The organism is Pseudoalteromonas sp. SG43-1 (genome assembly GCF_014164415.1).
GTDB lineage: Bacteria > Pseudomonadota > Gammaproteobacteria > Enterobacterales > Alteromonadaceae > Pseudoalteromonas > Pseudoalteromonas distincta.
In genome coordinates this window covers 402561-420365 of the sequence record NZ_JACJFD010000001.1, presented here as the reverse complement: position 1 = coordinate 420365, position 17805 = coordinate 402561, and the positions used below count along the sequence as shown (strand labels likewise).

18 protein-coding genes are annotated in these 17805 nt (G+C 37.8%); 9 read left to right on the top strand and 9 right to left on the bottom strand.

The window, feature by feature from the left end:
- Nucleotides 1-426: 426 nt before the first annotated feature.
- The 5 genes from H5159_RS01975 to H5159_RS01955 all read left to right on the top strand — a co-directional run bounded on the left by H5159_RS01975 (nucleotide 427) and on the right by H5159_RS01955 (nucleotide 6227).
- Nucleotides 427-1143, top strand: coding sequence for a DUF1223 domain-containing protein (locus tag H5159_RS01975; protein WP_182715737.1), 717 nt, complete (start codon nucleotides 427-429; stop codon nucleotides 1141-1143).
- Between the two features lie 360 nt (nucleotides 1144-1503).
- Nucleotides 1504-2184: a CsgG/HfaB family protein gene (locus H5159_RS01970; RefSeq protein ID WP_076923668.1), complete on the top strand. Its 681-nt coding sequence runs from the start codon at nucleotides 1504-1506 to the stop codon at nucleotides 2182-2184.
- Nucleotides 2184-2531: a DUF4810 domain-containing protein gene (locus tag H5159_RS01965; protein ID WP_008165258.1), complete on the top strand. Its 348-nt coding sequence runs from the start codon at nucleotides 2184-2186 to the stop codon at nucleotides 2529-2531. The genes H5159_RS01970 and H5159_RS01965 overlap by 1 nt, the downstream gene beginning before the upstream one ends.
- Nucleotide 2532: 1 nt before the next feature.
- Nucleotides 2533-3210, top strand: coding sequence for a DUF799 domain-containing protein (locus H5159_RS01960; protein WP_165743139.1), 678 nt, complete (start codon nucleotides 2533-2535; stop codon nucleotides 3208-3210).
- A 314-nt stretch (nucleotides 3211-3524) separates the two neighbouring features.
- A complete protein-coding gene (locus H5159_RS01955) occupies nucleotides 3525-6227 on the top strand; it encodes a VCBS repeat-containing protein (protein ID WP_182779609.1) in 2703 nt (900 codons plus the stop codon).
- Nucleotides 6228-6327: 100 nt separating this feature from the next.
- On the opposite strand, the gene H5159_RS01950 is transcribed toward H5159_RS01955, so the two are convergent.
- Nucleotides 6328-6672 carry a hypothetical protein gene (locus tag H5159_RS01950; protein ID WP_259398785.1) on the bottom strand — a complete coding sequence of 115 codons (345 nt, stop codon included), beginning with the start codon at nucleotides 6670-6672 and terminating at the stop codon, nucleotides 6328-6330.
- Between the two features lie 146 nt (nucleotides 6673-6818).
- On the opposite strand from H5159_RS01950, the gene H5159_RS01945 reads away from it, so the two are divergent.
- Entirely contained in the window at nucleotides 6819-8177 is a 1359-nt protein-coding gene (locus H5159_RS01945; RefSeq protein WP_182715735.1) for a serine hydrolase, read from the top strand.
- Nucleotides 8178-8235: 58 nt separating this feature from the next.
- Here H5159_RS01945 and H5159_RS01940 read toward each other — a convergent pair whose 3' ends face one another.
- The 7 genes from H5159_RS01940 to H5159_RS01910 all read right to left on the bottom strand — a co-directional run bounded on the left by H5159_RS01940 (nucleotide 8236) and on the right by H5159_RS01910 (nucleotide 13812).
- Nucleotides 8236-8577, bottom strand: coding sequence for a YajD family HNH nuclease (locus H5159_RS01940; RefSeq protein ID WP_024604747.1), 342 nt, complete (start codon nucleotides 8575-8577; stop codon nucleotides 8236-8238).
- 37 nt (nucleotides 8578-8614) lie between these two features.
- Nucleotides 8615-9550 carry a hypothetical protein gene (locus H5159_RS01935; protein WP_182779608.1) on the bottom strand — a complete coding sequence of 312 codons (936 nt, stop codon included), beginning with the start codon at nucleotides 9548-9550 and terminating at the stop codon, nucleotides 8615-8617.
- Between the two features lie 85 nt (nucleotides 9551-9635).
- On the bottom strand, nucleotides 9636-10250 hold the full coding sequence (locus tag H5159_RS01930) for an ACP phosphodiesterase (protein ID WP_182779607.1): 615 nt from the start codon (nucleotides 10248-10250) through the stop codon (nucleotides 9636-9638).
- A gap of 213 nt (nucleotides 10251-10463) precedes the next feature.
- Nucleotides 10464-10697 (bottom strand): ChaB family protein, encoded by a 234-nt coding sequence (locus tag H5159_RS01925; protein WP_024590240.1) that lies wholly within the window; start codon nucleotides 10695-10697, stop codon nucleotides 10464-10466.
- Between the two features lie 16 nt (nucleotides 10698-10713).
- Entirely contained in the window at nucleotides 10714-11283 is a 570-nt protein-coding gene (gene sodC, locus H5159_RS01920; protein ID WP_182779606.1) for a superoxide dismutase family protein, read from the bottom strand.
- A gap of 589 nt (nucleotides 11284-11872) precedes the next feature.
- Nucleotides 11873-12367, bottom strand: a complete 495-nt coding sequence (locus tag H5159_RS01915) for a general stress protein (RefSeq protein WP_182747600.1) — start codon at nucleotides 12365-12367, stop codon at nucleotides 11873-11875.
- Between the two features lie 212 nt (nucleotides 12368-12579).
- On the bottom strand, nucleotides 12580-13812 hold the full coding sequence (locus H5159_RS01910; protein WP_182779605.1) for a cytochrome C: 1233 nt from the start codon (nucleotides 13810-13812) through the stop codon (nucleotides 12580-12582).
- 350 nt (nucleotides 13813-14162) lie between these two features.
- On the opposite strand from H5159_RS01910, the gene H5159_RS01905 reads away from it, so the two are divergent.
- Both H5159_RS01905 and H5159_RS01900 read left to right on the top strand, forming a co-directional pair.
- Nucleotides 14163-14408 (top strand): DUF4235 domain-containing protein, encoded by a 246-nt coding sequence (locus tag H5159_RS01905; protein WP_002958040.1) that lies wholly within the window; start codon nucleotides 14163-14165, stop codon nucleotides 14406-14408.
- A 384-nt stretch (nucleotides 14409-14792) separates the two neighbouring features.
- Nucleotides 14793-15101 (top strand): hypothetical protein, encoded by a 309-nt coding sequence (locus H5159_RS01900; protein ID WP_024596321.1) that lies wholly within the window; start codon nucleotides 14793-14795, stop codon nucleotides 15099-15101.
- Between the two features lie 446 nt (nucleotides 15102-15547).
- Here H5159_RS01900 and H5159_RS01895 read toward each other — a convergent pair whose 3' ends face one another.
- Nucleotides 15548-16564: an AraC family transcriptional regulator gene (locus H5159_RS01895; RefSeq protein WP_259398352.1), complete on the bottom strand. Its 1017-nt coding sequence runs from the start codon at nucleotides 16562-16564 to the stop codon at nucleotides 15548-15550.
- 359 nt (nucleotides 16565-16923) lie between these two features.
- Here H5159_RS01895 and H5159_RS01890 point away from each other — a divergent pair, with 359 nt between their 5' ends.
- Complete coding sequence (locus H5159_RS01890) at nucleotides 16924-17727, top strand: DUF2306 domain-containing protein (protein WP_259398353.1); 804 nt, start codon at nucleotides 16924-16926, stop codon at nucleotides 17725-17727.
- Nucleotides 17728-17805: the final 78 nt, after the last annotated feature.

Genomic DNA, 17805 nt, shown 5'->3' with positions numbered 1-17805 from the left:
TAAAACACAAATAATTAACTTAATTAAAATAATAAAACGAAGCGATACTTCCTAAAACAACTCACTCCCCCCTTATTTCTAGATAAAAAAGGCTAAAAAACTAATTAGCATAATATTTATTAGGTAAATATAACCTTGATAAATATCGCACCTTTATTGCCAATAAATAAATAAAAACTCAAAATTTGATAACCTCTATATAAAAAAAACACTTACACACTAAAGGTTGACGCTTTTAACTAACAAACCATCAAATTAAGTATAATATTTCCTAAAAATAAAATTTAGTCATGTAAAGTATTTCAATAATTGAGCAGCTAAATAAAATACACAGTTAAAACGTGATTTAATTGTGAGTATTTCGTGATACTACATTCGTAAATATCATTTAGGCTGAATGCAATATCAGCCTTTGCGAGAAGTAACATGCCTTTTAAAGCACTATCCCATCCATTTTTAATTTCACTTGTTGGGTTAATAATTTTTTGCTTTCAAAGCCAAGCTGCTGAGCAAGTAACTATTTCCAGTACAGCTAATCCGACTACCTTTTTAGAGCTTTACACGTCGCAAGGTTGCAGTAGCTGCCCACCAGCAGAGCGCTGGATTTCAACGCTTACAGATGATGAAAAACTATGGACTGATTTTATCCCTATTAATTTTCATGTTACTTATTGGGATTATTTGGGTTGGAAAGACCCGTTTGCCTCTGCTGTGTTTAGTAAAAGACAACGCACGTATAAGGCACTCGGTAAAAGTAGGATTGTAGCTACTCCAGGATTTATGGTTAACGGCAACGGGTGGCAAGGTTGGTTTTATAAACAAGCTATTCCTGTAGCTAAAGCCCGTTATTTAGGTAATTTAAAAGCGACTATAAACAACAGTAAAATTAATCTCGAATACGATACTGTTAATATCGAAGATAATACTGACCAAAACTTAATAGCCCATGTAGCTCTGTTAGGCTTTGGCATAGAAACACAAATACACAGCGGCGAAAACGCAGGCCATAAGTTAAAACACGACTTTGTTGTTATTGGCTACGAGCAAAATGACATGCAGACCAAGCAGCAATTATCATTAGCTGACTTAACCCTGCCTCGCGCTAAAAAAATATCGCCAACAAAGCAAGCCTTAGTGTTTTAGGTATCTAAAAAAGGCGATCCTTCCCCACTACAAGTTGCAGCCGATTGGTTTTAAAAATTACAGTTAATTGAATAAAATTACTAATTAACAACTCAGCGCGCAATAAATCTCCTTGTATATCAACTATAGAAAAAGGCTTTCAATAATTTAAAAACTAATGAATTAGCATTGTTATTACAAAGAATTTATTCTTTTTCATTGTGTGTATCTGTATAAAACATAAATAACATTGTATTTACATCAACTTTTGTTTATAAAGTAAGTTGAATGGACTCTTGAAATAAGTAATTGACTTATAAGTATAAAAATCAAGCGCCTATCAATAAAAACTTCTGCAATTATCTATATGGACAAAAATTTATGCGAATTAACCAAAGCCACATTAAAACAATTGTAATCGCTGCAATTACAGCTTCGTCTTTAGCTGGGTGTGCTACAACATCATCAAAAGTAATAGAAACACCAACTGTTGCTAGCTATAACACAACCTACTCAGGTGCAAAAAGCAAACTAGTCGTAGGTCAGTTTGTAAACCGTTCGAGCTTTCAAAATGGTATATTTGCATCAGGCCAAGACCGTTTAGGTAGCCAAGCAAAAACAACACTAATGAGCCACTTACAACAAACAAATCGCTTTAGTGTGCTTGATCGCGACAATATGGCAGCCCTTGCGGAAGAGGCAAAGTTAACAGGTACAAAACAAGTTCTTAGCGGTGCTAAATTTGTTGTAACTGGTGATGTAACAGAGTTTGGCCGTAAAGCCATTGGCGATCGCCAGCTTTTTGGTTTATTGGGTAAAGGTAAATCGCAAATTGCTTATGCTAAAGTAACGCTTAATGTTGTTGATGTTACTACATCAGAAGTTATTTATTCAGTGCAAGGTGCTGGTGAATACAGTCTATCAGAACGTGAAGTTATTGGTTTTGGTAGCACAGCTTCATACGATGCCACATTAAATGGCAAAGTACTTGACCTAGCTATTCGCGAAGTCGTTAACAAGTTAGTTACTGGTCTTGAGGCTGGCCAATGGGGCAATAAATAATGAAAAAGCTAATTACCTTAGCATTTGTTTGTATAGCCCTAACGGGTTGTAACTCAACGAAAGAACCTATTTACTATTACGGCGACTATAGCACTGCCGTATACGCCTATTTAAAAGCAGATGACGTAACAGCCGAAGAGCAAATTAGTATGCTTGAGCAAATTATTGCCGATGCCGCAAACAAAAGTAAGAATGTTGCACCTGGCCTACATGCTCACCTAGGTATGCTGTACTTTGAAACGGGTAATCCTTCATTAGGCACTACTCACTTCGAAACTGAGAAATCACTTTTCCCAGAATCAGTTCATTACATCGACTTCCTTCTAAAATCTGCGAAAGGCGCTTAATATGCTTAATTTAAAATCATACACAGCGATCGCATTAGTCGCATTACTCGCTGGTTGTGTTTCACCTCCACCAGCACATGACTACACAGCATTTAAACAAGCAGACCCTCACTCAGTTATTATTTTACCTCCGCTAAATAATACACCTGAAGTAATTGCACCATACAGTGTGATGACTCAAATGGTCGCGCCTATAGCTGAGTCGGGTTTTTATGTTTTTCCTGTTGCTTTAGTTGATCAAACCTTTAAAGGTAATGGCCTCACTGTTGCAAGCGACGTACACCAAGTACCGGCGAATAAATTACATGAAATTTTTGGTGCAGACTCTGCGCTTTACATCACTATTGAAGAATACGGCACTAGCTATGTTGTAATTTCTAGCGAAACAGCTGTAACTGTGTCAGCCTCACTAGTTGATTTACGCACTGGCGAGCAATTATGGCAAGGTAAAGCAAGAGCCTCTTCAGCTGAACAACAAAGTAATGGCGGTGGTGGCCTTGTAGGTATGCTTGTTATTGCAGCAATCAATCAAATTGCTGAAACGGTAACCGATAAAGGCTTTGAAATCGCAGCAATGACTTCAACACGCTTACTTTCTTCAGATGTTTACAACGGCTTATTATATGGACCTCGTTCACCTAATTATGGCCAACCAGCACCAAGCGAAAAGAAAAAATAAACTTTATAATTACTAATCTATTCTAGAGTTTTAAAAGGCCGTACTACCAAGTAGTAACCGGCCTTTTTTTTGGACGCTCAATTAGTACCGGCTATGCGCAACAGCCGTACGACTATTAATTATCTCAAACCAACCACTTTAGCAGTCGTTCAATTTACTTATGTTTACAAATAATTATGATTTAACTAGATTTACTGATTATTTTTATTCACAATTCGTTCACTTTTATACATTAGTTATGCTCAGCGTCATGGCTAATCTTATATTTCAGTTTATTTATATGGCTTATCAAAGCTCAGATTAAGGAAGATGTAATGCGAAAGCTACTCTCTGTAATATTTTTATCAACGAGCTTCATTTCCGGTTGCGGTGGCGGGGGTGAAGACGCCCCAAACTCCGCTGTAACTGCTGTTAATGAAACATCAAAATCAATTAGTGCCACTTGGTTTTACGAGTACCCAAATAAATGCTTAGAAACATTTCAGTTTAATACAGATGGTAGTTTCGAAATCAATTCTAATCAGTCGAATGTAACCGGTAGCTACTCATTTGATGCATCTGTTGATAGCGGTGAACGTCACTCATTAACCCTAAGCTTTGAGCAACAAAATCAAGGGTATGACTGTGAAAGTTCTTTTGATTATATTGTTGGGGCTAACCTTGAGCTATTTGCTAGTTTTCCTAATGAACAACAAATGCAATGGTATGAATCAGGCACTGGCGGCAGTGCTATTTTTACACTTGATAGAGCAATAACGTTGTCTTTATCAAGCGCACCTACTGAAGCAAAAGCAGGTGAAGAAGTTACATTCAATGTAAATAAAGATGCTGAGTCAGACACCCCAGTCGAGTTATTATACGGACCCACTGGAATGACGGTATCAAGCAAAGGGGAAGTAAAATGGACCCCACTATTACCTATGATAACGCAACAAAATACGGTTAAATTTGCTTTTACATCTGATAGAACCCTTGAGCCATTAGTTAGTGAAATAAATGTAACAATACCAAACTTTAAAGCACCTACAATGCGAAAGGATATTGAGCTCACCCATATATCTAACGGTATGCAAATTGGTAACTTCATTGGCGATGAAAATAACGAAATGTTGGTGCTTGATAAATTAGGTGGACTGTCTGTTATATCTCAAAAAAGCGATGGATTCGAATCAATTTACAGCTACCCATACTCTTTTGGCGGTAATCAGAATGAAATGCGCCTATCTGTATTTAAAGAAGATAATGGCGTAAACAATACCTTTGTAGGAACAAATAATAATATCTATCAAGTAAGTGGTTTTACACAGCCCCCTCGCAGTGTATTTTCGACAAGTAAAACTATCCACAATTTTATGGTAAAAAATATTGATAGTGATAGCGAACCTGAATTAATCGTAATTTTTGGTGAAAGCTATAGCGCTAAAGAAGCTGTTGTTTACGACAATAATTTTCAAACAGAGCTTTTTAGCTTTTCTCTAGAGGGAGATTCTCCTATTGAAATAGCTGTTGCCAATATCGATAGCGACACATCATTAGAATTAATACTCTCAAACGGTGAAGTTTTTGATATCCAAAGTGCTAGCAGTCAATGGTTTAACGCTGACGGCTTTGGCCCAATTATGGCAACAGGTGACGTAAATAGCGATGGTATAGATGAGATCATTAGCACTGAAGGATGGAATTCGATAACAGTATGGAATGCTAATGATCGCTCTCAAATCCTAACTATTAATAATCAGGATAATTGTTCTGTAGCCACAGCAAATATAGATAACGACCCAGCCGATGAGATAATAATTGGCGACTGCCAATGGGGTCAAGTTCACGCCTACGATATTACTGTTAATACCCATGCAGAGCTGTGGACACTGCCACTTATAGATCATGGCAGCGCTGCGATGGTTGTTGGCGATATTAATAATGATGGTAAAGAAGAAATTGTTTGGGGGACAGGCTTAAGCAGTTCAGGTAAAGATATACTAGTAGTCGCTGGTATTACTCCAAATCCCGAAATTTTATGGCATAACGCAAATAGAGAATCACCTTCACAATACGATTCCTATATTGCAGCTGGGTGGGCAAATATAAGCCCTGAAAAAGAGGCGGCAGTTTATATAATTCCTAGTACAAATAGTGGCTATATTCGCCCTCGATACTTAACTATGAATGAAGATGGTGAAGTTACACCTAATTATAATAGCTCATCAAATATTCTCGAAGCAGCCCTAGCAGCAATAGGTGATATAGATTCAGACAATTATGATGAATTATTTATATTTGGAACTCGCAATTACTCTCCTTCCCTAAACGTAATTGAATTAGAGTCTGATATTTCTAAATGGCAAGTAACGACAGAAGATGACTCTTCTAATTATAATACTTTAGAGGTTACTGATATTAATAACGATGGCTATGACGATGCATTAATAGCCACATATGAAACACTTACCGTACACGACATTAGTAACAATAATATTCTAGCTACATGGACAGCTAGCAGTGCCATCACCTCAATTACTGCCACAACAAGTACTTTAGGGGAAAAATTAGTAATACTAAGTACTCGAGATAGCCTAACAACTCTTACCTTTGAGAATAATAAACTGAGCATGCGCTCCAGTTCAGTAAACTCAGAGGAATGTAAGAGTCTTTATGCACAACCTCAAACGGATAGTGTTTTATGTTTTTCTCCTGAATACTCATATCAGGGTAATTTAGTTACTTTTTCATTAGACTTAGAACTATTACTAAAAGCTCGAATTAATGGTGAAGTAACAGGCCTAATACAATTACCTTATTCTGATAATGTATTAATTACCACAAACTCAAGTGACAATAATTATTATTCACAATCAAGTCTTATCTCTGAAGTTAGTACAAAGACAGGTGACATTATATGGCAAGGCTACCCATTAGCGGGAGAAGTAATGGGTAACTCAATAAAATTTGGCAAAATAGGTAAAGATACAGTGCCACTAGTTTTTGGCACTAATGTTGGAATGTTTTTAACTCATTAATTTAAATTAAAGGGCTACTTGTGGTTTATTAAAAATAATAAACCACAAGTATGCGCGAGAAAGTAGAGATAATTTAGTTTTGACTAAATAAACATGAGGTTTAAAAACTAAATTTAATAGCAACAGAAAAAATAGTTTTTATAATAATACTAACTAAAAAAGCCACCATAAAAAACATAGCAAATGCTGAAACAGCCCCGCCACCGGTATACCCTGCTTTAGCTTTTTCCACCATCAATACATAAATTCCTAACCCTACGCTTACCTTAAACCATAGCCAGTAATCGTTGCTAAAAAGAGGAATTGCAGCAAAACCTATTATGGGCACTAATATTTTGCCCTCTTCGTTTTTGTGTAATAAATAAAAAGCCATAATCGCAATATAAAATAGAGCCGTTATATCAGGCATATAAATAACTTCCTTGTAAGAAAATAATAAAACCAATAAACGCGGCGATTATACCTATTACTGAGTCCCTATAAAATCTGATAATTGTGTTTACTTTTTAGCTGTGCAATATTAATTCACTAATAAGTACAAGGATTGCTAAACCTATTTACAGGTTTGGTATAAAAACTAAAAGGATGAATATGATTAAGCCATTTTACGCTAGCTGTTTGTTAGCCCTCTTGCTATTAACACCCAGCCTTGTAATAGCAAATCCGACAGCCTCGCAATATCAGGAAATTCTTAACGAGAGCCTAGTTGAAAACGAGCCCGGGGTATCGGTAATTATAAGCAAAAATGGCAAAGTACTTTTCAAAGGAACGCGCGGGCTTGCCAACCTTGAGCATAACATTGCACTTAATGAGCAAAGCGTTTTACGTTTAGGTTCTATTTCAAAACAATTTACTGCAGCTGCAATTATGATGTTGCAAGAGCAAGGTAAGCTAGCGGTTACCGATGATATTCATAAGTATGTTGCAAGCTTCCCCACCGAGGGCAACCTCGTCACAATCGAAAACTTATTAACCCACACCTCAGGCATAGCCAACTACACAGATGACGACGACTTATTCGATAAAGAAATACAAGTACCCATCAGCGTTGACGATACACTCAAGAGATTTGCCAAACACCCAATGGTGTTTGAACCCGGCGAAGCGATGGCTTATTCGAACACGGGCTATTCACTGCTAGGTAAAATAATTGAAGTGGCGAGTGGGCAATCTTACAAAGACTTTATTGAACAAAATATATTTAAAAAACTAGGGATGACTCAAAGCAGCTATGAAGGGCAAGAAATTGTTGCTCACCGCGCAGCTGGGTATGAGCAAACAGAGCAAGGCTTTATAAACACAAGTTATATTAATATGGACTGGCCTTATGCCGCAGGTGCGCTTATATCTACCCCAACCGACTTAAACATTTGGTTTAGCGCATTATCGTCTGGCAAGCTTATTAGTAAAGCAAGTTATGAGAAGATGGTTAGCCCTTTTAAACTCAATGACGGCAGCTTTTCATCCTATGGTTACGGATTAATTATTAAGCCTTTGAATGAATACACCGTAATTAAACACACTGGCGGAATAAATGGCTTTTTAGCACATGCACGCTATATTCCAGAGCAAAAGCTATATGTTGCAGTACTGGCTAATTCAAACCACATAAACCCTATTTTTATCAACGAAAAACTCACAGCCAAAGCACTGGGTATTGCGCTCCCCGAGTTTAAAAAAGCAGATGTAACAGCGCAGCAGTTAGCGCCCGTATTGGGTGATTACCGTATTGATAAAAACACCTTACGCAGCCTAATTTTTGAAAATGACGTTTTGTATTCTAAGCGCACCGGTGGCGATAAAACAAAACTAATTACCATGTCTAAAAATAGCTTTTACTATCCTAATTCAAACAATTACTTAGTAATAGAAAAAGACAGCCAAGGCCAATTAGTAATGAAGTATTTTAGTGGATTATCAACAACGCCCACTGAGGCGATTAAAATTTAGCGACAAGTTTGAGCGAGGCACAAAATGCTTCGCTCTTGCTAAATAGCTCTCTCTAAAGCTACTTTGATTTATTAAGCATCGCTTTTAAATCGGCAAATGGAGAATGCGTTGCAGCCTCAACTTTTCGCTCTGTAGTCGACCCGCCATACATAATATGTTCGTGGTATTTATTGTGCTCATTGTCGTGGCAATAAATACACAATAACTCCCAGTTACTGCCATCCTCTGGATTATTACTGTGATTATGATCTATATGATGCACCGTTAACTCACGTAAATTAGAGTACTCAAACTCACGGGCACAACGCCCACATACCCAAGGGTACAATCTTAAGGCTTTAATTCGGTAACCTTCCTCTTGCTTCACATAAGCCTGAGGTACTGCGTTATTCTTACTCATAGTATTCCTGGTAAATTTACTATTTCGGTGATCAATACTAAAAAAAATTAATTACTGACAAATCACCAAAAGAAGTATCTATATGCCGGCCTGTTTGCTCCCACGCGCGTAGTACGACCATAAGTTTTTTATTGTCGGAAGTCCAAGAAATTCCACCGCCGTATGCTTCAACTTTTTCGGCGCCCGAATCTTTTAACCCCACCCTAGGGTTTGTGTTTTGAATATGCCCTTTACCTACTTTGTATTCAGCAAATACGTGAACATTATGCGGTAACGAAAATGATAAAAGCGAGCCAATACTCGCCCCATAAGAATTAGAAATTAACTTAGTGACCTGTGGCACAGGTGAATTTAAAAAATCAGCCTGAAATACAATATTATCTTTATTCTCAAGGGATACATGCTTGAAAGACCACGCGCCAACAATACTTAACGACATATCAAATTTGTTACTTAGCTTTGGCCTATTAAGAAAAAAATGCTCAAACAAAGACGCTTTATTATTGAAGGTATAAAAATTGTGTTGGCCAGATAGCTCAAACTTGGTTGAACGTGTATTTTGCGAGAAAATTTGATCCGTTTGATTGCCGCTTAAATTGCTAGCCGTGCTTTGCAGTCCTTCAAGCGTTTGATAGTTAAAAGTGATTTTAGAATTTTTAAACTTTCTATATGAAAGCAGTATATCTTGTGTTTTTGTTTCAACATCATCTTCAAAAATATCGGCAGAGTAGCCAATTTCAATGTCGTTAATATCAAAAAACACACCCACACGTTGGTTGTTTATGGGCTCTAACGAAAACAGTGTTTTTTGATTACTTCCAGCCAAGTCATCGTATATTAATGCGTGGCTAGTGCTTGGGTTTGAAATAGTTGTTCGTACAGACTTTAAGTCAAAGTCAAAAGCCAATACAGCACCAGATTGAAATGCCGCTAAAACGGCAAAGCCCACAATAACCAAGTAATTGCGATTCATTAAAAACACTCAAAAATTAATTTGTATTAGAGTAGCGTTTTTTTCACCTTAACTTATCACAAAAGATTAACAATTGATGAAAACTTTAAATAATGCGCTTTATGCCATTTTTTGGGGTGCTTTCAAGGTCAAACTCACTTACATGCTTAATTAGCTCCGGGAAGAACGCTAAAAACACGGCTTCTAATTCATCGTAATTCTGTGCTATGTCATCAGCCGCGCCCGCAAAAGTGTTCGTAAAACGAATGCGTTTGGCTATGTTATCGAGCGCAAGCCCTACCCCCTCAACGGTTTCGTACTCTTTAAACCAATCGTTTTTAGTCATACTTGTTACAACATGCTGCATTCGCGGTGGCATAACAGGTATACGGTTATTTAAAAGCTGATAGCTGGTGTACTTAAAATCACTTAAAGGTTGCTTGCTAAATCGTTGCCAATGCACAATTAAAAAGTGATCAAACACCACATCAATAGCCACACCCGCAAAGCGTGTACGCTCGGGTGAAAAGTATTGTTTAGCGTGTTTAACTGCGCGGTGAGAGTCGGTAAATTTATCAACTAAATAATGGTTATCGAGGCCATTTTTAACTGTGTTTGGTAAGTGCTTTACATGTCTTTTTCCACCAAAGTCACCCAACAGGTTCCCAAAGTGAGAATCGGCTGTGGGCTGCGCTAAATAAAGATGAGCTAAATAATTCAAAGTGTTCTCTGATTGGCTAATACAAATAAATAATAACGCAAATTTAAACCAAACTCACATTCGTGTTTAAACCAGTACTTATGGTTTTGCTTACCAGTTTTTACTCAAACAGACTGCAAAGTATTGTATAAACATCGCAACTATAAAACGTCTATATAAAAAGCCGCTATATCAGCTATGGCGGCTTTTAAATGCTTAAGCTTTGTTGTTAGTTTAGTTACTCGACTTTACCCAATTTCCATTATCATTTTTGCTATAACTATTTTTAACCGCCGACCAAGCTACTTTGTGCGCTGTTGTTTCGCGGTCATCATCGTTTTTTCTATCGCTAGGGTCCTTATAGGTATCCCACGCACTATTAAACGCCTCTTGATATATGTCTTGAGCATGTTTAGGTAAGTTACTTTTTACCGACTCAGGTAGTTCGTCACGGTTTTTATATGGCATAACTTTCTCCTTATATTTACTCAATTACGCCACAAGCAACACGTTTGCCACCGCCACCTAATGGCTTTGGCTTATCTGCATAGTTATCACTTCCTTCGTGAATCATTACTGCGTGTTGTTTAAGTTTTTCAAGCGTGAGCCTTGGTGCTAAAACAGGCGATTTAGCTTGGCCACTTTCATTTACATACAACGCCGGTAAATCGCCTAAATGGCCATCCCCCCAAGGAGCATCATGATGCTCGCTAGCTTTTGGATCGAAATGCCCACCAGCGGCGCCCCCCGGCACAACTTTCTCGCCTTTTTTCTTGGGTTCACAACTAGCAAATTGGTGAACATGAAAACCATGCTGCCCCGGTGTTAAACCTTTTAAACTTGGTGTAAAAACAACGCCGTTATCATTTTCTGTTAGCGTAATAGTACCTAGTGATTGCCCTTGGCCTGACTTAGTTACTTGGTGCATTTGAACTTTTACATTAGCCAGTGCGCTATTTTGTAGTAACACACCGGTAAGTAGTATCGCAAAAGCTGGTTTTAAAACGCGGGTTAAAGATCTTTTAGCGTTTGAATCAAACTGCAAACAATTCATCATCATCTCCTCGTTTAGTATCAAATTAATAAAGCAATAACGCTAAATTAAGCGACTATTAAATAAGTAGCTTCAATGTATATACCAGCCCTACGCGGAAACATGAATTTATATATTATTTATTTTTAATCTATTGATTAAAAAGTAAATTTATAATTTTTATTAATTTTAAATAAATAGCTAATTAATTAAAAAAACTGACTTTCACCCAAAAGTTAAACAAAAACCAAGGCATATTTACAAACAGAATGGCAACTTTACAAAACTGATAAAAGAAGACTACCAACGATCCAGTCCAAAAAGACAAGCCAAGTTAAAAGGCAGCTATTAAAAAGGCCGTTATTATATAGGCGGTAGTCTCGAGAGTTGGTGTTGTTAGGGGGGCCTTACGACATGTAATAAAAAGCGCCTATCTAAATAAGTCTTTTCTATAATCAAAGCATGTTTAAAACCAATTTACTTATATATGGAGTTTATTTAATGACAAAAAATTACGTTAATATTTATGATTGCTCCGCCGTTAAAAACGAAAAAAAAGGTGAAACGAAGTTTCACCTTTTTAATTAATTTTGAAACTAATTAGTTAACGTTAAGCCTTAGAAACGTTACTTGCGCCTGCATTGTTAAGTATTTCTTCAATAGCGTTTTTGTTGTCACTATCGTACTTAACACCAATTAATATAGAGCCCTTTTCAATGGCATCTTCATAATATTTAATTTCGTGCTCAGGAATAAATGCACCAATTGCAGCACCTAAAGTACCACCTACTGCGGCGCCTGCGCCACCAGCAGCAAATGCTGCGACTAATGGTCCGGCAACTAATAAGCCCGTACCACCTGTTGCTACAGTACCTACTGCAGTAAAACCGCCAATAATTGCAGCAAGAATACCACCTGAAGCCGCGCCTACAAGGCCACCTTCAGCGGCTTTTGTACCTTCGTCTACAGCAAAATCTTCCTTTGCGTATGAGTCGTTGGCTACAATGCTTATGTCAGCTTCATTAATACCTAAAGCTTCTAATCTATAAATTGCGAGTGTTGCTTGTGATGCACTTTCAAATAACCCAGTAATAACGGTACTCATAATAACTCCTTTATTTTATTTAAGAAAATACACTTACTACCAAGCAAAACCCAAACCACAAATTTAACTAATAAAAATCAATACCTTAAATAAATAATTGTATCAATTTACTTATTTAAAAGGTAAAAGTTGCTAAGCTTTGTAAAAAACTCCTACCTAATATAAGAAAACTTACTAATAAGCAGTACACAGCTTTAACAGAAAATAAATTATTACTTACTCCACGTAATTTCAGCTAATTGGTTGGTCGCTGTTTGATGAATGATCAGCCCATTATTCCCCATGCGCATATGCCTAATTAAGCCAGAGTAAACTCCTTCTTTACTCGGAATTTGCCAGCTCTGCATAGTTTCGGTATTAAGGTCGAACCTTACTAAGGTTTCAGGACGCTTGGCTGACTCGTTAAACCAAATGGCGTTATCGGCATATTCAATTGCATACGGGTGACTGTTTTCACCACTGGGATTATCCCACTGCGTTATTTTACCGTTTTTGGGGTTATAGCGGCCAAGTTTACCCATACCAGAGTTAACATAAAAAACCATATCGTCAGGCGTAATGGCTAATCGCCTAGTATGCGTTTTAGCGCCTGGGAGTTTTATCTCACTAAGCTCCATGGTATTTTTATCAACTTTAACCAAACAGTTACTACCATTACACGACACCCACGGCGTACCTTTTGAATCAAGCTTAATACCATATGGCCGCGAGCCTTTAGTGGGTAAAGTAGCTAATTGAATATCGCCAGTTGTAGGGTCTAGCTTGCCAATCATATTGCTATGCTGGAGGGTAAACCAAAATATTCCGGCTTCATCAAATACACCAGTATGCGGGTCGCGGGCATTTTTATTTGGCATTTTATACACTTTAAATTTTTCGGTTTTTAAGTCTAAATATCCAACCGTGCCATTTTTATTGCCTAAAAACCAAGGGGTTTGATTTTTATCAAGCGACACACTGTGCGCATAGGTACCACTTGGCAGTGTGTACTCTTTCATATCGCCGGTTTGAGGGTCTAACCTGCCTAAAATATTACCCCACTGGCCAACCCACCAAATAAGTCCGTTTTTACCTTGCACCGGATCGCGAGCGCGCTGCCCAAGCGTTGGCACTTGCCAGTACTTAAAGCTAAGCTTTAAATCGCCGGTAACAACCTTAGACTCGCGCTTGGTATTAACAGGATAATGCTCAGCTAAATAAGCACTTATATCTTTATTAAGCGCAGTATCTGCGCCCGCATCAACCATATAGCTTATTAATGTTTGCCAGTCCTGCTGGCTATAACCCGCACTGCGCTCAAGATTAGTTAAACTATGGCAACTAGCACAAAGCTGCTCAACTAGCGGCCCCTTATCGTTGCTCAGCACTGGTAGCGGCACTGCCAAAGTGCCCGACACTGTCATTACCAAAACGTATTTATTAAATAAAAATCGATTTTTACTCATAACGCCCTCCCTTGTTTTTTAATATTAAAGCATAGGGTGGAAGTGTTTACTATCTGTACAGCAATGAGTGCGATAAGCCGCCTAGAAGGTAAGTTAAATTGCAGAGTTAATATCTAAAAAGAAGATTTTGAGCAGAGTTGCGCACGCTCTACAGTGGTTATTTAGCTTGTGTGTAAATGTGGTGAAAGTGTGATGTGAGTATGGTTTTAAACGACTAATTTGCATAAAACAAGAACGCCCTGATTTAAAAACGCCTCAGCCTATCGGTACGTAAATTGCTGTTATTAATATTCTTACTTAAAGAGTTATACATAAATAACGCTGCCGTTATTTATAAAAAGGAGAACATTATGAGTAATAAACAACTAATTACGACAATAGGTATAGGTCTCGCCGCTGCATCTGCAGGTATGTTAACAAGGAAAACCTTACAAAAATCGTGGGAAAAGGTTACCAACGAACCAGCTCCAAAAGATAGACCAAGCGAAGAAACAGATCTTAAAGAGGCCGTTACATGGGCAGTAGTCTCAGGTATTGGTGCGGGTGTTGCAAGAATGGCCGTACGCTACGTACTAGACAAGCGCCGCTCCAAATAAACCTACCCAATTAATACCTCTTATAAGTATTAAGCGTAGTGTGGTGAGGCGCTAAAGGCGCCTTGCGACAACCACTCCCCAGTTGTCGCAAGCAACTTGGCAAAAGCTTAGGTTAAGGTTACTTAACTATTGAGCTAAAAAATATATTAATACCCAAATCGGAGTTCAGTGATGAAACTTAAAAAGTCGGATGGCGCGGCTGCGCCACTTATCCGATCTACATAGGTTGAAAAACTGGAGGTGCCTTGCAACATGACCCTTTATTTTAAGCAGATACACTCTATTGGACATTAACTCCCTTTCAAAGTTGTTGCCTGCCTACAAGCTTGCGTATAATGCCCACATTCCGGCTGCATTTTTTAGCCGCTAACTTGGATTTTAATAATGAAAAAACTCTCTGCAGTGCAAATAAAACAGCAAGCGCTTGTACTCAATACTGCTGAAAAATTAGAAGAGCAAGGCCGCGCTGAGCTCCCAGGCATGCTGCAATGCTGGTTTGATGTGGAATATCACTTATTTCCAAGTTCACTACTGCTGTGTTTTCAGTTTGAAAACGAGCAAGCCTTAGCAGCCGCAGAGCCAGATTTATTAAAATGGCAAAAACGCTTAAGCGGCGCAATGCTTAAAAAAGGCGTGATTTTAAAGGATATGCGTAAACATTTAGTGTTTACCTTAAAAGGGCCAGATGATTAATAGAGGGTCTTAAAGGACTATAAAGCCTTACGCTCGTATTGCCTAAGCACATAAAACCATAATGAAAAGCGTTGCATTACTGCAACGGCTTTTTACTTTTATGAGCACTTAAAATAGAACCCATAAAAACCAATTTCGACTCGGGGATTTTTATTAGCAGATGATGGTAATTGGCCATAAAACAATAAGAATGCACTTCAATATTAAAACGAAGGCTTGCTTGCTCAATGCAGTATCAAAAACACTTCCGACCCTCATCACTAAAAAGGTATTTTCACGGCCTTCTCAAAGTTTCATTACACGGTTAAACGTATTCTCATACTCTATTCGCAGCGGTCTAGACATAATAATTAACTCAATGAGCAATAAACTATAAATCTAGACCATTGATATGAAGTTAAAATTAGACCCTTTTGGTTTATTTACAGATAATTTAACGTAGCTGGCTAATCAACAAGCTCCCGTATACCTTTATTATAGTAGTCATCGTTTTGTTTTCGATATTCGTTAGGAATACCGCCGACAATATCTTTAAACACACGATTAAACGTAGCAAGAGAAGAAAAACCACTTTCAAGTGCAATGCTCAAAATACTCCACTCTTTGGCTTGTTCACTTGCTAATAATGTCTTCGCATAATTTACACGGTATTGGTTAATAAACAGATTAAAGTTAGCTACTTTATAGTGATAGCGAATTGCTCTACTAATTTTGTATTCCGGCACTTTGAGCGCTTGTGCAAAATCCGAAATTTTAAGGCTAGTTTGTAAAAATAACTGCTGCTCGCTCATCAGTTCAGCAATACCTCCTATTAATTCTGAGGGCACTTGCTCTTGGTGATGAACACTACCACAAGACTCTTTTACATCATCAGTATCAAAAGCAGTCTTGCTCTTACTATTGTGATTTAACTTTTGCTTATTAGTAGTAATTGCTTGAAGCAGCATAACTCCCTGCATTGCAAATACTATTAAAAGTGCAGATGAAGTTATGATAATGGGGTTATACAGCTCAATTTCAGCCGCGCTAAAAATAAACTTAGGAAAAATACTTGCATTAAACACAGCTAAAACCCAAGCGCTCCCAAAGATGACTGATTGCATTTTTTGTGACTGTGTTTTTTTACTATAACCTCTAAACGCCTCCCAAAAAGAAAGCGCAAGGATACTTGATGAAAGCAATATGGTGATCTCATTCACCCCTTGCTTTAAGCGCCACATTATATCACTGGTAGGTAAAGGCTGAGGATCAAGGCTCACTAAGTAGTGCCATGTTTGATTAAACATGATCAAGCCGGCAATGGTTGCAGCAAAAGCCACATGCCTGCGGGAAATTGGCGAATGCTCACGAAATAACGTTCTTGCAATCAGCCATGAAACATTACATGTTGCGCAAGTGAACAACCCGATTAAATATTGATACGCGCCAATACTTTGCGCACTGAGCTTTTGTGCTGCCACCATACAAAGGGAACCACAAAAAATCACAAATAAATAATTAACCAGCTGCTTATCTTTTTTCAGCGCATTTAAAAACATTAACCCCATACAAACAAAAAGAAGAAGATAATAAGGGGAATAATTTTGCATAATAGCGTGCTCTTAAAATGACGTTTTAACCAACAACGTGGCCTGAATTACATGGTACAAATTAACATGTATGTTGGCAAAAAAACTTTGTTAGTGAATGTGTCTATACCACCCTAGCTAATTACAAAAAATTATCAATATATCGTTGCTCAAATTCCGAATTTGAGAAGAAATCACCATGAAAGTCTTTATATTTGGGCTATTGAAAAGATTTCCTGGAAAAGCACATGTTAATGCAAACAATAAAAAAAACGCCCAATGAGCTACTTGAGATGAGTAAAAAAATGTGGTTCACGTGCCTTTTAATGGCACAAACCTGCTTTGTTATTTACCTCTCCTTGGGATACGGGCTTACGGGGGTCACTACGGGAATATCTGGCTGGAGTCGTATAAATAGCTCCGCCTATGTTGCCAGCGATCCCACCGGTAATTCAATGTACGCTCTGCATGTGTTACTCGCCATCATAATGATAATTGGTGGTAGCTTACAGCTAATACCTACAATAAGAGCAAAGTATACTAAGTTTCACCGCTACAATGGTCGCGTGTTCGTAATGTTAGCCTGTACCATCTCTTTAGCAGGTATGTACCTTATGATAGCCAGAGGAACCGTTGGTAACACCTTAATGCATGCGTTGACTATGCTTAGTGGTTGCGTGGTTATTTTAGCGAGTATATTAGCCGTACAAGCGGCCAGAAAGCGTAATATCACTAAACATAAAATTTGGGCGATACGTTTATATCTTGCAGCAAACGGCGTTTTATTTTTTAGGCTGATGATTTTTGCCTGGTTTTTAATGTTCGGCTCACTAGGAATTGATACTGCAACGTTTACAGGTCCAACCGTGTTAACTATTAGCGTATGTTCTTATATTATGCCGCTGCTCATAGCTGAGTTAGTCAGGTATGCAGGTAAAACGTCTAATAGAGTAATAATAATCGCCACCGCTGCTTTAATGATGTTGATATCCATTGTATTTTTAGTCGGCTTATTTGGTGTAGTGTTTGCAAGTTGGTACCCAGCGATAGTTGGCTAACATACTCAATAATCATTAAAGAAGAGAGAACGATGTAAGTGGACAAATACAGTGTAAAAAACAGTTAAAAAACGTCAT

Excerpts from the sequence above, each read along its gene's own strand:
- H5159_RS01975 (WP_182715737.1), top strand. The coding sequence starts at position 427 with ATGCCTTTTAAAGCACTATCCCATCCATTTTTAATTTCACTTGTTGGG.
- H5159_RS01970 (WP_076923668.1), top strand. The coding sequence starts at position 1,504 with ATGCGAATTAACCAAAGCCACATTAAAACAATTGTAATCGCTGCAATT.
- H5159_RS01965 (WP_008165258.1), top strand. The coding sequence starts at position 2,184 with ATGAAAAAGCTAATTACCTTAGCATTTGTTTGTATAGCCCTAACGGGT.
- H5159_RS01960 (WP_165743139.1), top strand. The coding sequence starts at position 2,533 with ATGCTTAATTTAAAATCATACACAGCGATCGCATTAGTCGCATTACTC.
- H5159_RS01955 (WP_182779609.1), top strand. The coding sequence starts at position 3,525 with ATGCGAAAGCTACTCTCTGTAATATTTTTATCAACGAGCTTCATTTCC.
- H5159_RS01945 (WP_182715735.1), top strand. The coding sequence starts at position 6,819 with ATGATTAAGCCATTTTACGCTAGCTGTTTGTTAGCCCTCTTGCTATTA.
- H5159_RS01940 (WP_024604747.1), bottom strand. The coding sequence starts at position 8,577 with ATGAGTAAGAATAACGCAGTACCTCAGGCTTATGTGAAGCAAGAGGAA.
- H5159_RS01935 (WP_182779608.1), bottom strand. The coding sequence starts at position 9,550 with ATGAATCGCAATTACTTGGTTATTGTGGGCTTTGCCGTTTTAGCGGCA.
- H5159_RS01925 (WP_024590240.1), bottom strand. The coding sequence starts at position 10,697 with ATGCCATATAAAAACCGTGACGAACTACCTGAGTCGGTAAAAAGTAAC.
- sodC (WP_182779606.1), bottom strand. The coding sequence starts at position 11,283 with ATGAATTGTTTGCAGTTTGATTCAAACGCTAAAAGATCTTTAACCCGC.
- H5159_RS01915 (WP_182747600.1), bottom strand. The coding sequence starts at position 12,367 with ATGAGTACCGTTATTACTGGGTTATTTGAAAGTGCATCACAAGCAACA.
- H5159_RS01910 (WP_182779605.1), bottom strand. The coding sequence starts at position 13,812 with ATGAGTAAAAATCGATTTTTATTTAATAAATACGTTTTGGTAATGACA.
- H5159_RS01905 (WP_002958040.1), top strand. The coding sequence starts at position 14,163 with ATGAGTAATAAACAACTAATTACGACAATAGGTATAGGTCTCGCCGCT.
- H5159_RS01900 (WP_024596321.1), top strand. The coding sequence starts at position 14,793 with ATGAAAAAACTCTCTGCAGTGCAAATAAAACAGCAAGCGCTTGTACTC.
- H5159_RS01895 (WP_259398352.1), bottom strand. The coding sequence starts at position 16,564 with ATGGTGGCAGCACAAAAGCTCAGTGCGCAAAGTATTGGCGCGTATCAA.
- H5159_RS01890 (WP_259398353.1), top strand. The coding sequence starts at position 16,924 with ATGCAAACAATAAAAAAAACGCCCAATGAGCTACTTGAGATGAGTAAA.